The sequence below is a fragment of the Luteimonas sp. WGS1318 genome (assembly GCF_043187535.1).
GTDB lineage: Bacteria > Pseudomonadota > Gammaproteobacteria > Xanthomonadales > Xanthomonadaceae > Luteimonas.
This window is the reverse complement of record NZ_CP171131.1, coordinates 2,100,707-2,114,594: the sequence shown is the minus strand read 5'-3', so window position 1 is coordinate 2,114,594 and position 13,888 is coordinate 2,100,707. Positions and strand designations below refer to the sequence as shown.

General features: G+C 68.4%; 10 protein-coding genes. All 10 read left to right on the top strand.

Annotated elements, in window-relative coordinates; translation table 11 throughout:
• Positions 1–220 precede the first annotated feature (220 nt).
• The 10 genes from ACF3M1_RS09780 (at position 221) to ACF3M1_RS09735 (ending at position 13,874) form a co-directional block, all read left to right on the top strand.
• Entirely contained in the window at positions 221–2,365 is a 2,145-nt protein-coding gene (locus ACF3M1_RS09780) for a prolyl oligopeptidase family serine peptidase (protein ID WP_394000166.1), read from the top strand.
• A gap of 506 nt (positions 2,366–2,871) precedes the next feature.
• Positions 2,872–3,888 (top strand): linear amide C-N hydrolase, encoded by a 1,017-nt coding sequence (locus tag ACF3M1_RS09775; protein ID WP_394005232.1) that lies wholly within the window; start codon positions 2,872–2,874, stop codon positions 3,886–3,888.
• A gap of 36 nt (positions 3,889–3,924) precedes the next feature.
• On the top strand, positions 3,925–4,239 hold the full coding sequence (locus ACF3M1_RS09770) for an I78 family peptidase inhibitor (RefSeq protein ID WP_394000164.1): 315 nt from the start codon (positions 3,925–3,927) through the stop codon (positions 4,237–4,239).
• 135 nt (positions 4,240–4,374) lie between these two features.
• Positions 4,375–4,986 (top strand): LysE family translocator, encoded by a 612-nt coding sequence (locus ACF3M1_RS09765; protein ID WP_394000162.1) that lies wholly within the window; start codon positions 4,375–4,377, stop codon positions 4,984–4,986.
• 413 nt (positions 4,987–5,399) lie between these two features.
• On the top strand, positions 5,400–6,260 hold the full coding sequence (gene motA, locus ACF3M1_RS09760; protein WP_394000160.1) for a flagellar motor stator protein MotA: 861 nt from the start codon (positions 5,400–5,402) through the stop codon (positions 6,258–6,260).
• Positions 6,261–6,273: 13 nt separating this feature from the next.
• Positions 6,274–7,191, top strand: coding sequence for a flagellar motor protein MotB (motB, locus tag ACF3M1_RS09755; RefSeq protein WP_394000158.1), 918 nt, complete (start codon positions 6,274–6,276; stop codon positions 7,189–7,191).
• A gap of 87 nt (positions 7,192–7,278) precedes the next feature.
• Positions 7,279–8,154, top strand: coding sequence for an ABC transporter substrate-binding protein (locus ACF3M1_RS09750; RefSeq protein WP_394000156.1), 876 nt, complete (start codon positions 7,279–7,281; stop codon positions 8,152–8,154).
• 613 nt (positions 8,155–8,767) lie between these two features.
• The gene (locus tag ACF3M1_RS09745; RefSeq protein ID WP_394000154.1) at positions 8,768–11,914 is read left to right on the top strand and encodes a TonB-dependent receptor; all 3,147 of its coding nucleotides are present in this window, start codon (positions 8,768–8,770) and stop codon (positions 11,912–11,914) included.
• Between the two features lie 178 nt (positions 11,915–12,092).
• Entirely contained in the window at positions 12,093–12,848 is a 756-nt protein-coding gene (locus tag ACF3M1_RS09740; protein WP_394005231.1) for a SapC family protein, read from the top strand.
• A gap of 24 nt (positions 12,849–12,872) precedes the next feature.
• A complete protein-coding gene (locus ACF3M1_RS09735; protein WP_394000152.1) occupies positions 12,873–13,874 on the top strand; it encodes a cupin-like domain-containing protein in 1,002 nt (333 codons plus the stop codon).
• The last annotated feature ends 14 nt before the right edge of the window (positions 13,875–13,888 follow it).

The following is a 13,888-nucleotide window of genomic DNA, read 5'->3' as shown; positions in this document are numbered from 1 at the left end:
GACGCATGCGTCATGGTGCGGCGTCGATGCATGCCGCTCCTCGCGCCGGGTGCTCGACGCGCGTGCACCCGGCGGCCACGGCGCGACGCGTCTGAGCGGCGGCGCAGCGTCAGCGTGAATGGGCCCGCTTCACGTTGCACTGGCCGCTTCCACGACCCGTTGGCGTTCAAGGCAGGGAGCCCGACCCCCGCGCGTCCGCGCCGCCCCTCTGGAGAACATGATGTCCTCGACCTGCCTGCGGTGCGCCGCGTTGTTGATCGCGGCGCTCGCGCCGCTCGCTGTCGCCTCGGCCCAGGCGCCCGCCGCGAAGGTGGTCCCGGTGACCGACGATTACTACGGCACCGCGGTCGTCGACCCGTATCGCTGGATGGAAAGTGGCGAGGATCCCGACTGGCTGCCGTGGCTCAAGGCGCAGGGCGGCCACGCGCAGGCCGTGTTCGCACGCCTGCCGGGGCGTGCGGCGCTGCTGGCCGACGTGGCCGCGCGTTCGGGCGAGTTGACCAGCGTGGGCAGTGCAGAACTGGCAGGCGGGCGCGTGTTCCACGAGATCCGCGCGGCGGGCGAGCAGGACACCAAGCTGATGGTGCGCGACGTCGACGGGCGCACGCGTGTGCTGTTCGATCCGCGCACGCTGCCCGGCGATGGCGAGCAGGTGCTCGACCGCTGGATGGCCGCGCCGGACGGCCGGCATGTGCTGCTGCAGACCTCGCTGCGCGGCACCGAGCATTCGACGATCCGCGTCATGGATGTCGACGCCGGGACCCTGCTCGACGTGGAGGTGCCGCATGCGCAGGGGCTGAGCTGGACCGCCGACAGCCGGAGCTTCAGCTATCTCAAGTTCGTCGGCGAAGCCGGAACGCCCGGCTATTTCGTCGCCAACGAGCCACGTCTGCACCGGCTGCAGGACGACGGTCCGGACATCGTGCTCGCGCGTCGTGGGCAGGCGGGCATCGTGGCCACGCCTGGGCAGTTCCTGCTCGTGGTGTTCGACGCCGGCAGCGACACCGCGCTGGCCATCGTGCGCGACGGCCGCAGCGAGGCCGCCGTGTACCGCGCCGAGGCCGCGGCCGCGCGCACCGGAGACGCGGTGTGGACGCCGGTCGCGGGTTTCGACGACGTTGTGGTCGATGTCGTCCTGCGCGACGACCGCATGTACCTGCTCTCGAAGCGCGATGCATCCGGCGGCCGCGTGTTGCTGACGTCGGCGACCGCGCCCGAGCTGGCGTCGGCACGCGAACTGTCACTGCCCGGTGCGCCGGTCGTCGAATCCATGCTGGCGACGCCGGACGGCCTGCTGGTGCGTACGCTCGAAGGTGCCGCTTCGGGCGTGTGGCGGCTGCCGGCGACGGGCGCACCGGTGCGCGTTGCGCTGCCCTTCGACGGGCAAGTGGCGTGGCTGCACGGCGATCTGCTCGGCGACGGCGTGCTGGTGGCGATGACCGGCTGGTTCACGCCGCTGACGGTGTATGCGCTGGACACCGACGGCAGCGGACTCGACGACCTGGCGCTGGTGCCGCCGCTGCCGTTCGATACCGCCGGGTATACGGCGCGCAGGGGCCGTGCGGTGGCCCGCGACGGGGTGGAGGTGCCCTATACGCTGGTCATGAAGCAGGGCACGACGCCGGACCGCAACACGCCGGTGCTGCTCGAGGCCTACGGCGCCTACGGGTATCCGGCGTCGCCGCGCTTCAGTGCGCGGCTGCTCGCCTTTCTCGACCGCGGCGGGGTCTACGCCGTCGCCAACGTGCGCGGAGGCGGCGAGTTCGGCCGTGACTGGCATTACGCCGGCAAGGCGGCGACCAAGGCCACCACGTGGCGCGATGCGATCGACGTCGCCGAGGTGCTGGTGGCCGACCGTGTCGGCTCGCCCGCAACCCTGACCCTGCTCGGCACCTCGGCCGGCGGCGTGATGCTGGGCGGCGCCCTCAACGAGCGTCCGGACCTGTTCAGTGGCGCCATCGCGAACGTCGGCTTCATGAATCCCATCCGCTACGTCGCCGAACAGAACTATGCCGACATCGAGGAGTGGGGCGGACCGATCACCGATGCGCGCTCGTTCAAGACCATGTACGAGCTGGACCCGTACGAGAACATCCGCGACGGCGCGGCGTATCCCGCCGTGCTGGTGGTGTCCGGTCTCAACGATCCCCGCGCGGCGACCTTCCACAGCGCCAAGTACGCGGCGCGCATGGCGGCGGCGACCGCCAGCGCGGAACCGGTGCTGCTGCGGATCGATTTCGACGCCGGCCACGGCATGGGCTCGAGCCGCAGCCAGCTCGACGCGGTCTGGACCGACATCTACGCCTTCGCGCTGTGGCAGGGCGGGGCGCGGTCGTTCCAGCCGGCATCATCGCCTGCCCACTGACCTCGCGCGCGGCCGGTGCTTGCGGATTCCGCGGACGGCTGCGCGGCGACGATGCACCCGGCACGTGGACGTGTTGTCATGCGATGCGAGCCGATCGCCAGCGCATGCGACTCCCGGGCGACAGGTGGCGGGCCACGCGCATGCGCCATTGCGCCCGTTACGACCTCCGCAACGGCCTCCGTTTCCGCAGGAATCCGTATCCCCCTGCAGGAATGCAGTCGCGCGCGACCGCCCGACCACGCATGGTCGTGCCGTCGTCGCGACCACCCGGTCTGACCGACGGTGCACCAGGCCTGCTCCGGCAGGCCTATGTTGGACAGATCGCCGCCAACTGACTCGATCCCGCAACGTCCAGGGACGCCGGCGGCGCGACGCGGCGCCCACCCGGCAAGCCCCACCAGGGCGAAGCGCGGACGGCGCGCCAGGGCTTGCAGCCATCCACCGACGGAGTACGCACGATGAAGACCCTGATCCCGATATCCGCGGCGACGGTCCTGCTGCTCGGCATGACGTTCGGCGCGCACGACGCCGACGCCTGCACGCGGTTCGTCTACACCGGCGCCAACGGCGATGTCATCACCGCGCGCTCGATGGACTGGCAAAGCGACATCGCGACCAATCTCTGGATCTTTCCGCGCGGCATGGCGCGCACCGGCCAGGCCGGTGAGGATTCCATTGCGTGGACGTCGACGTACGGCAGCGTGATCGCGAGTGGCTACGACATCGCCACCACTGACGGCGTCAACGAGGCCGGCCTCGCAGCGAATCTGCTGTGGCTGGTCGAATCGGACTATCCGGCCCGGCCCGACGGCAAGCCTGGACTGGCGATCTCGCTGTGGGCGCAATACGTGCTCGACAATTTCGGCAGCGTCGCCGAGGCCGTGACGGCCTTGCGCGCGGACCCGTTCCATCTGGTCACCGATCAGGTGCCGGGCGAAGAACGGCTGGCCACGGTGCATCTGTCGATGTCGGATGCCAGCGGTGACAGTGCAATCGTCGAATACATCGACGGCCGCCCGGTCATCCACCACGACCGCGCCTACCAGGTAATGACGAATTCGCCGGTGTTCGAGCAGCAGTTGGCGCTCAACAGCTACTGGAAGCAGATCGGCGGCACGGTGATGCTGCCCGGCACCAACCGCTCGGCCGACCGCTTCGCGCGTGCGGCGTTCTACGTCAACGCGATCCCCAAGAGCGAGGATCCGGTCATCGAGCTGGCGAGCGTCTTCAGCGTCATCCGCAACGTGTCGGTGCCGTATGGCATCGCCACGCCGGGCGAGCCGAACATCTCCTCGACACGCTGGCGGACCGTCGTCGACCACACGCGCCGGTTGTACTTCTTCGAATCGGCGCTGACGCCCAACACGTTCTGGGTCGATCTCAACGACGTCGACTTCGACGCGCGCACCGGCCAGGTGATGATGCTCGATCTGGGGCGCGATCAGCGCAATGTCTTCGCCGGCAATGCAGCGCGCCGGTTCGTCGTGCATGTGCCATTTGCATTTCTGGGCACGCCGCGCTGAGTATCCGGCGTGTCTCTCCGTTGCCGAGGTGTCGCCATGTCGATCGTGGTCCGTCTATCGGTGCTGTCGCTTCTCGTCGGCGTGCTCGCGTCGTGCGCCGCCTGGCAACCCGCGCCTGGTGCGCCGCAGGAACGGGCCGCGGCCTCGGGCACCTGCCATGCCGAACGAGTGCAGTGGGCGGTCGGCCAGATCGCGACGTCCGAGGTCACCGGCCGCGTCTGGCGGGAAAGCCACGCCGGTCTGATCCGTCCGCTGCGTCCCGAGCAGACAGCGGCACCGGGCACGCGTCCGGACCGTGTCACGCTGGAGCTGGACCGCGACAACACGATCCGCCGCGTGTACTGCGGTTGACGGCAACGCGGGGCGACGCGATGCGGCGACGCCGCGCAGCCAGGCTGGCAGCGCCACGCATCGGGGCTGATCGCCAGGCGTCGGTACCGTATTCGGCATGCGACGCTGGCATCGACCCCACGGGCGAGTCCTAGGATGGACGCCCTCGGCTTCGCGCTCGCGGTGTTGCTGGTCGAGATCACGCCCGGACCCAACATGGCCTGGCTCGTGTCGCTGACGCTGGCCGAAGGTCGCCGCGTCGGGCTGGCGGCCACCGTAGGCGTGGCCGTCGGCCTCGCACTCAATGCAACGCTGGCCGGCTTCGGGCTCAGCGCATTGCTGCTGCACGCGCCGGCCATCGGCACCTGGATCGGCATTGCCGCGGGACTGATGATGTTGTGGCTTGCCTGGCGTGGCTGGCAGGTCCAGGACGAGGGGGCGGCGTCGGCCGCCGTCGCCGGGCACACGCGGCACCACGCGCTCGTCGCCGGCGTCGTCCTCAACGTGGTCAACGTGAAGGCGGCGCTGTTTTTCGTGACCGTGGTGCCCCGGTTCCTGTCGGGGCCGGACGCACCTGCGCGCGAGATCGTGATGCTCGGCGTGATCAGTGTGAGCGTGGCGACCCTGATCCACCTGGGCCTGGTGCTCGGCGCCGGCCGTCTGCGGCAGTGGTTGATCCGTCCGGACCGCGTGCTCGCCGTTCGACGTGTGCTGGCACTGGGCATGGCCGCCGTCGGCCTCTGGTTCGTCCATGCGGCGCTGCGCTGAAGGGGCGCACAGCGAAGGGCCTGCATTCGAGAGCGTGAAGTGAGGCTCGGCCCGGTCCGGCGCGCGTGTGGCGGTCGACGTCCGGGCCTGCGGGCCTGCCGGGCGCGTGACGCGGGACGTGCGTGATCGGACGTCTGACGTCGTACGGTGACGGGCGGCGGCGTCGACACCCGGAGTCGTCGGCACCGCGCTAAGGCGGGTTTTCGCGTCGGTCTGCCGGGGCGCATCGGGGCGGAATATCCGCGGTCGTCCCCGGCATCCGCCGAAACGCGTCGGGGCCGGATCCGCGAGGTCCCGTCGCGACCAGTGGCGGGGTGCCCGGCGGCCATGCGGCGCCCGACGAACGGCGCTCAAGCTGCTGTGGCGCACGCCGATACAGCGTCACTGGCGGGATTTATCTGGGTCGAGCGTTCATGTATCTGATCATTGGTGCCGTCGTCGTCATCGCCAGCATGGTGGGTGGCTTCGTGATGGTGGGCGGCAAGTTGCTGTCGTTGTGGCACGTCAACGAGATCATCGTGATCTGCGGCTGTGCGCTGGGCGCGTACGTGATCGCCACGCCGCCCAAGGTGATGAAAGGCGCAGTGCAGAGCACGATCGCGCTGCTGAAGGGGCCGAAATACCAGCGCAGTGACTACGTCGATCTGCTGAAGCTGATCTACGAGATCCTGATGAAGATGCGCCGCGACGGCACCATGGCGATCGAGGATCACATCGAGAATCCAGGCAGCAGCACGATCTTCCAGAAGTATCCCAAGATCGCCGCCGACCACCACATGCTGACCTTCATCACCGACTGCCTGCGGCTGATGGTCGGCGGCAACATGAATCCGCACGAGCTGGAATCGCTGCTCGAGTACGAGCTGGAAACGCATCACCAGGAGGCGCTGGAACCCGCGCATTCGGTGCAGAAGGTCGCCGACGCGCTGCCGGGCTTCGGCATCGTCGCCGCCGTGCTGGGCATCATTCTCACGATGTCGATCGTCGGCAGCGCGCCGCCGGCGGAGATCGGCCAGAAGGTGGCCTCCGCGCTGGTCGGCACGTTCCTCGGCATCTTCATCGCGTACGGATTCGTCGGGCCGATCGCCAGCGCGATGGAGAACCGTGCGCACGAGGAGGGCAAGGCCTTCGAGGTGGTGAAGATGGCGCTGGTGGCCTCGCTGCGCGGTTACGCGCCGTCGGTGGCGATCGAGTTCGCGCGCAAGCTGCTCTTCTCCGATGTGCGTCCGACCTTCCAGGACCTGGAAGCCGACCTCAAGGCCGCCAAGGGCTGAGGCGGGCACAGCGATGAGCGAAGCGCTGCAGCCGATCATCATCGTGCGCAAGAAGAAGCGCGCGGGCGCCGCCCACCACGGCGGCGCGTGGAAGGTCGCCTATGCCGACTTCGTGACCGCGATGATGGCGTTCTTCATGGTGATGTGGCTGGTCGCGACAATGCCGCAGGAGCAGCTCGGCGGCATCGCCGAGTACTTCAAGAATCCGAGCGCCGTAGCCGGCAGCGCCGCGACCATGGCCCCGGGGGCGAATGGCCCCGGCGGCGCGGGCGATGTGCCGATCAAGATGTTCGACCATCTGCGCAACCCGCCCGGCGCGGGGACGACGCCGGAGGCCGTGCGGCGTGACGCGGCCGATCGCGAACGCCTGGAAGCGCTCAAGCGTGCATTGGAGGCGGCCGTCGAGAAGAGCCAGGCGCTGGCGCCGTTCAAGGATCAGCTGCTGATCGACATCACGCCGGAAGGCCTGCGTATCCAGATCGTCGATACCCACAACCGTCCGATGTTCGATCTGGGCTCGCCCAACCTCAAGGACTACACCACGCGCATCCTCATGGAACTGGCGAGCTACCTGAACCAGGTGGAGAACCGGGTGGCGATCTCGGGCCACACGGACACCACGCCGTTCGCCGATGCCAGCGGTTCGGGCAACTGGGAGCTGTCGAGCCAGCGCGCCAACGCGGCGCGCCGCGCCCTCGTGGACGGCGGCATGGACGAGGCCAAGCTGTCGCGCGTGGTGGGCCTGTCGTCGTCGGTGCCGTTCGACAAGACGGATCCGCGCAATCCGATCAACCGGCGCATCAGCATCGTCGTCCTCAGCGACGCCGCCGAGCGCATCGACGCCGAGGGTCAGGCGGCCATCGCCGATCTCGACGCGGCGACCGGCGCGCACCCTACGGATGCGGATGCTCTGGCGCAGCTTCAGGAGTGATCGCGCGCCCGCGCGCTGCGCGTCGATCGGGCGTGCCCGAGATGGTCGGGTGGCCTAGTCTGTGCGCCCGTCATCCGAGTCGCCCGCATGAAACTCCAGCTGTCCCTCGAGTGGTTTCTCAATCCGGATCACCTGCCGCTGATCGCCGGCATCGAACGCGGCTGGTATCGGGATGCCGGTCTCGACCTCGAACTGCTGGCGCCCGACGACCACTACGACGGCCTGGCCGCGACGGTCAGCGGCGAGGTCGCGTTCGCCTGCAATGAACCGCTGCACATGATCGATGCGCACCGGCCGGGGCTGAAGGCGCTGGGCTGCTTCTTCGAGACCGACGGCGGCATCCTGCTGCAGCGCGAGGCCGGTCAGCGGCTGCTCGCCGGTGGCGCGGTGCGCCTGGCGTCGCCGGTTGCTGGCGGTGTCACGGATGCGATCGCGGTCGAGATCCTGTCGCGCTGGTGCGCGACGCAGGGCGCCCGGTTCGATGCGGGGCAGGTGCGGATCGAGGAGGCGGGGTTCGAGCATCTCGCCAACCTGCGTGCGGGCTTCGACGGGGCCTGGCTGTGCTTCGCCAACTTCGAAGGCGTCGAGGCGCGGCTCGAGGGCATGGACACGCAGTTCATCGCCACGCACGAGGTGGGCCTGCAGAACTTCTCCGCGCTGGAACTCTTCACCTCGGACGCGTTCCTCAGCGAGCACCTCGCCGTGGTCGATACGGTCACGCGCCTGGTCGGCGAGGGTGCGCGGCTGTGCCGCGACGACCCGGCCGAGGCAGCGGCCCTGTGGTATCGCTACAGCCGCACCGAGCCCACGCCGCTGATGGACGCGATCATCGCCGACACCTGTCCACGCCTGGTCAGCCCGGTGCGTCGCGATGCCGCGCGTTGGCACGGCATGTGGGCGCAGTTCGATCGGCTGGGCCTGAGCCAGGTGGACGCCGCCGGCTACGCCGCGCTGTACGCGTAAGCCGCGGGGGTGACGCCGCCCGCGTGACCCGCTACCCCTTCGCGCATCCGCCGTCCGAACCGCACCGGGGGGCGCGCTCAAACGTCCCCGTCGACGACGCTCGGTGAGCATCCGCGCGCGCTCGATCGGGCAACGGTGCCGTCGATACGAGCACGGACGTATCGGCCGGTGCGCGCATGCGGGCGCCGCTGCCCGCTGCTGAATGCACGTCGGTGCTGCACAAGCTGCACGCGCTTTGTTGCAGTGCACGGTGACAAAGCCTCCGGCGCGCTATACACCTGCGCTCCAGGGGTGTTAGCGCTATCACATCGGCGGCGGTGGCAACGGGGTTCAAGGCTTCGAAACGTGCGCGGCAAATGCCTTCAGGGCAGTGCAGACACGAGGCGCCAGCACTCCGGAACGATCGACGACGTTGCCTGGCGAGAGGACGAACCGTGTCGACGCCGTGTGTCCGACAGCGAACGACGCTCCAGTGCGTTCAAGAGAACACTCGAAAGGAAGGATCCCGGACGGATTGCCCAGACCACGGGCATGGGAGAGGGATGTGAGTGATGTGGGTGCCGCGGGCAGCCTGCCTGCGGTCGAACGAATCTCGGTGCTGAGGACAGGCCAAATGAACCTGAAGTTGAAGCGTTTGAAGTCGACGGCGATGTTTACCTTCGTCGGCGGCGTGCTGATCATCAATCCTGCTTTTGCGCAGGATCCGCAACGCCCTCCCACCGGCCAGACCGCACAGACCACCGCGAGTCCGACCCGCACGGAAGCGACGGACCTCGACACGGTCAGCGTCACCGCGCTGCGCAGCAGCCTCAACCAGTCGATGGAAACCAAGCGCGAGGCCGCCGGCGTGGTCGACGCGATCAGTGCCGAGGACATCGGCAAGTTCCCCGACACCAACCTGGCCGAGTCGCTGCAGCGCATCACCGGCATCTCGATCGAGCGCCGTGACGGCGAGGGCGCGCAGGTCACGGCGCGCGGCTTCGGGCCGCAGTTCAACATGGTCACGCTCAACGGACGCCAGGTGCCCGGCGCCGATGCGTTCGGCGCGGCGGGGCAGGTGGCGATCGGCGGCGTCGACGGCGGCACGCGCGCGTTCAACTTCGCGCAGCTCGCGGCCGAGGCGATCAGCGGCATCGAGGTCTATAAGACCAGCCAGGCCCACGTGCCCAGTGGCGGCATCGGCGCGACGATCAACATTCTGACCGACCGGCCGTTCAACCATTCGGGCGTCGTCGCCAGCGCCGGTGCCAAGGTCGTCTCCGACCGCAGCCAGCCGTTCGAGAACGACCTGACGCCCGAGCTGTCGGGCATCTTCAGCTACACCAATCCCGACAAGACCTTCGGCGTCGGGCTGAGCACCAGCTACCAGAAGCGCAAGGGCGGCTCGGTGCAGGCCACCAACAACTACTGGAACATCCAGCCCTGGACGGGATCGATGCCGGGCACTCCGGCCGTGGTCAACGCGCCGGCGATCGGCGACCTCTACGCGCGCCCCAACGACCTGCGCTATGCGTTCTCGGAGTTCGAGCGCGAGCGCGTCAACGGCCAGGCCGTCGTGCAGTTCGCGCCGACCGACAGCGTGACGCTGACGCTGGACTACACCTATTCGACGAACGAGATCACCGAGAACCGCGGCGAGCAGGGCATGTGGTTGCAGAACAGCGACTACACCAATGTCGAGTTCGACACGTCCGGCGCGGTGGCCACGCCGACCTACATCCGCGAGATCGCCGGCACCAAGGACTTCGGACTCGAGCAGCAGCGCAGCATGCAGGAATACAAGCTCGGCTCGCTGGGCTTCAATGCGGTGTGGGATGTCAGCAACGATTTCCGCCTGAGCTTCGACGCGCACAACTCGAAGACCGAAAGCCGGCCCAACGATCCGCTGACCGGCGGCGGTTCGATCTTCATGAGCATCGCCGGCACCAACAACTGCACGACGGGTCCGCATTGCGGCGGCTCGTGGGTGCAGGAGATGTTCTTCAACAACGGCATGCCGGTGGGCACGCAGACCTGGTATCCCTCGACCGCGGACGCGATCGCGCGCACCAATGGTGTCGTCAATCCTGGCTTCGTGGCCGGCGAGATCGGAAGCCAGGTGCTGCGCGTCAATGCGCAGACCCAGGTCAGCGAAATCAAGCAGGGTCGGGTCGACGGCGAGTGGAGCTTCGACCAGGGGCGCTTCCAGTTTGGCGTGGACAGCAACAAGGTCACCACGCATCGCCTGCAGGCGGCGGAGGCCTATTCGACCCTCGGCGACTGGAGCGTGGCCAACGTCGATTCCGACGTGGCCGGCGGCCTGATGAACTTCCTGCAGCCGGTCAATATCGTCGGCCTGTTCGACGATTACTCGTTCAGCAGCTGGCCGGCCTGGCGCGGTGACGCCGGCGCGCTCGCGCAGTGGGCGGCGGGCCAGTACGGCGTCGGCCTGGGCGTGAGCCCGCAGAACGCGGCCGACAACCGCGTCGAGGAGAAAACCAACTCGGCCTACATGCAGCTGTCGCTCGAGGGCGAGCTCGGTGGCATGCGCACCAATACCCGCATCGGCGTGCGCTACGAGACCACCGACATCATCTCGACCTCGGTCATCGCCATTCCCGAGGCGATCGAGTGGCAGTCCAACAATGACTTCCGCATCGTGCTGTCCGACGAGTTGCAGCCCTTCAGCGAGCGCTCGAGCTACAGCTACATCCTGCCGAATCTCGATTTCAGTCTCGACTTCACCGACCAGCTGAAGGGGCGCGCCTCGTTCGGCAAGAGCATTGCGCGCGCGCCATACGGCAACCTGTATTCGGGCCCGGTGGCCCAACAGCCCACGGGCTCGGTGCTGCTGGATCCCTCGGTCCGCGCGCAAGGCAACTCGCAGAACCCGAGCCTCAGGCCGCTGGAATCGGACAATCTCGATCTGGCGCTGGAGTGGTACTTCGCCAATGCGAGTTACGTCTCGGCGACGTACTGGACGAAGTCGGTCAACAACTTCATCGGCAACACCATCGGCCAGGAGTCGCTGTACGGGCTGCGCGACCCGACCTCGGGCCCGGATGCCCAGGCCGCGCTGGCCTTCCTGCTGAGTCCGGCGTGCGCGGCGCAGGTGGGCGCGGCCAACGCGTCGGCGTGTTCCGGCAACGACACCTCGCTGTTCAGTGCGCTGGCCTTGCTGCGCAACGACCCGGCCGGTCTCGGCGCGTTCGACGGCACCGGCGCCCAGGCGCTCGCGCTAGAGGCGGCCTACGACCTCTACGGCAACGCCAACGACCCGCTGTACCAGTTCAACGTCAGCCAGCCGATCAACCAGAGCGCGGCCAAGCTGCGCGGCTGGGAGCTGGGCGGTCAGTACTTCTTCGGCGAAAGCGGGTTCGGCATCCTCGCCAACTACACGATCGTCAGCGGCGACGTCGGCTACAACAATGCGGGCGACCCGAACATCGACCAGTTCGCGCTGACCGGCCTCAGCGATACCGCCAATGCGGTCTTCATGTACGAGAAGTACGGCTGGACAGTGCGCCTGGCCTGGAACTGGCGCGACGAGTATCTGATCCTCGCCAACCAGGGCAACAGCAAGAATCCGTACTACGTTGAAGCCTACGACCAGTGGGACCTCAGCGTGAACTACGCGCTCAACCAGCACTGGTCGTTCGGGCTCGAGGCGATCAACCTGACCGGCGAGGACGTGCGCTGGCATGCCCGCACCGACCAGCAGATCGTCAAGTTGTCCGACCAGAGTCCGCGCTACATGCTGGGTGTGCGTTACCGGTTCTGACCGCGACCATGCCTCCCCCGGGGATGACGCCCGACGGGACCGCTGCAGCCGCAGCGGTCCCGTTTGACGTGGCGCGACGCGGTGCAGGACTGCACAGGTGGACCATGCCGGCGCGCCCGGTAGTATCTGGCACCAGCAGTCGTCTGCCGTCGTGGCGATGCTGCAGCCTGGAGGAGTGATGGCCCGCTACGAACTGCTCAACAACGTGGCACACAAGGATCTGCGCGTCGCCACCGGTTTCGACCCGCGCTTCGGCGACGACGTCGGCATGGTGCCGGCGTTTCCCAGTGAATATGCCGAGCTGCAGCGCGAGTATCCGATCTTCTTCCGCAAGGACACCGACGGGCAGTGGATGTCGGTGGCGCTGTTGGGATTCGAGCAGCACGAGAACCTGTTCCTGCGGGACGGCCGCTGGAATGCCGCCTATCTGCCGGGTGCCGCGGCGAAGGGGCCGTTCCTGATCGGTTTCCAGGAGCAGCGCATCGATGGAGAACTCCATCAGGCGCCGGTGATCCATGTCGATCTCGACCACCCGCGCGTCAACACCGTCGACGGGCAAGCGGTCTTCCTGCCGCAGGGCGGCAACAGCCCCTATCTGGACCACATCGCCGACGTGCTGCGCGGCATCCGCGACGGTACCGAGTTCGGCGCGGCGATGTTCGCCGCGTTCGATGCGTTGGGGCTGATCCAACCGGTGCAGCTGGCCGTCGAGCTCGACGCCCGGCATCGTGTCGACGTGCGCGGCCTCTACGGAATCGACCGGGACGCGCTGGCGGCGCTGGACGGACCGGCACTCGAGCGCCTCAACAGCGCGGGCTATCTGGAAGGTGCGTACCTGGTGCTGGCGTCGCTGCACAACGTGCGTCGCCTGATGGCGGAGAAACAACGCCGCCTGCGCGAGCAGGACGCGGCGCCGGTCGGCGACGGCGGCTGAGCCGTGGACGCGGTGCCGACGGCGATGCGCACCCTCGATGTCCCCGATGCGGAGACGCTCCCGCTCGACGCGCTGGTGTCGGGCGGTACGCCTGCGGTGCTCAAGGGCGTGGCACGCGACTGGGGTCTGGTGCAGGCCGGGCGGGACTCCGTCGCCGCCGCGATGTCCTACTTGCGCGGCTTCGACGCGGGCCGCGCGGTGCCGTATTCGCATGGCGCACCGGCGATCAACGGGCGTCCGTTCTACAACGACGACTGCACCGCGCTGAATTTCGAGGTCCGTCGCGGCGGGCTCGGCGAGGTGCTCGACGCGATTGCGCAGCATCTCGATGACGCACAGCCCCCGACGTACTACGTCGCCTCGTTGCCGATCGCCGGCGCCTTGCCGGGCTTCAGTGCCGACAACGATCTGGGCCTGGCCGAGCGCGGTGTCCAGGCGCCGCCGAGCATCTGGATCGGCAACCGGGTCGTCGCGTCCTGCCATTTCGATGCGCCGGAGAACCTGGCCGTCTGCGCCGTGGGCCGCCGGCGATTCACCGTGTTTCCGCCCGAGCAGATCGACAACCTCTACCCGGGTCCGCTGGAGCCGACACCAGGCGGCCAGGTGGTCAGCCTGGTCGACTTCGCGGCGCCTGATCTCGTGCGCTTTCCGCGCTTCCGCGACGCGCTGGCCACGGCGCAGACCGCGACCTTGGAACCGGGCGACGCGATCTTCATCCCCAGCATGTGGTGGCACCACGTGCGCAGCGAGGCGCCGTTCAACGTGCTGGTCAATTACTGGTGGCGGCGCTCGCCGGCCTTCCTGTCGTCGCCGCTGCCCGCGCTCCACCACGCCCTGTGGACGCTGCGCGACCTGCCCGAACGCGAGAAGCGCGCGTGGGCGCATGTGTTCGACTATTACGTCTTCGGGCCCGCGGGCCGCGCCGGCGCGCATCTGCCGGACGCCGCGCGCGATGTGCTGGGACCGATCGACGACACCCGGGCGCGCCGCATCCGCGCCATGCTGATCGGCTGGCTGAACCGCTGAGAGGAGCAGATACG

Excerpts from the sequence above, each read along its gene's own strand:
- motB (WP_394000158.1), top strand. The coding sequence starts at position 6,274 with ATGAGCGAAGCGCTGCAGCCGATCATCATCGTGCGCAAGAAGAAGCGC.
- ACF3M1_RS09740 (WP_394005231.1), top strand. The coding sequence starts at position 12,093 with ATGGCCCGCTACGAACTGCTCAACAACGTGGCACACAAGGATCTGCGC.
- ACF3M1_RS09780 (WP_394000166.1), top strand. The coding sequence starts at position 221 with ATGTCCTCGACCTGCCTGCGGTGCGCCGCGTTGTTGATCGCGGCGCTC.
- ACF3M1_RS09750 (WP_394000156.1), top strand. The coding sequence starts at position 7,279 with ATGAAACTCCAGCTGTCCCTCGAGTGGTTTCTCAATCCGGATCACCTG.
- ACF3M1_RS09775 (WP_394005232.1), top strand. The coding sequence starts at position 2,872 with ATGACGTTCGGCGCGCACGACGCCGACGCCTGCACGCGGTTCGTCTAC.
- ACF3M1_RS09770 (WP_394000164.1), top strand. The coding sequence starts at position 3,925 with ATGTCGATCGTGGTCCGTCTATCGGTGCTGTCGCTTCTCGTCGGCGTG.
- ACF3M1_RS09765 (WP_394000162.1), top strand. The coding sequence starts at position 4,375 with ATGGACGCCCTCGGCTTCGCGCTCGCGGTGTTGCTGGTCGAGATCACG.
- ACF3M1_RS09735 (WP_394000152.1), top strand. The coding sequence starts at position 12,873 with ATGCGCACCCTCGATGTCCCCGATGCGGAGACGCTCCCGCTCGACGCG.
- ACF3M1_RS09745 (WP_394000154.1), top strand. The coding sequence starts at position 8,768 with ATGAACCTGAAGTTGAAGCGTTTGAAGTCGACGGCGATGTTTACCTTC.
- motA (WP_394000160.1), top strand. The coding sequence starts at position 5,400 with ATGTATCTGATCATTGGTGCCGTCGTCGTCATCGCCAGCATGGTGGGT.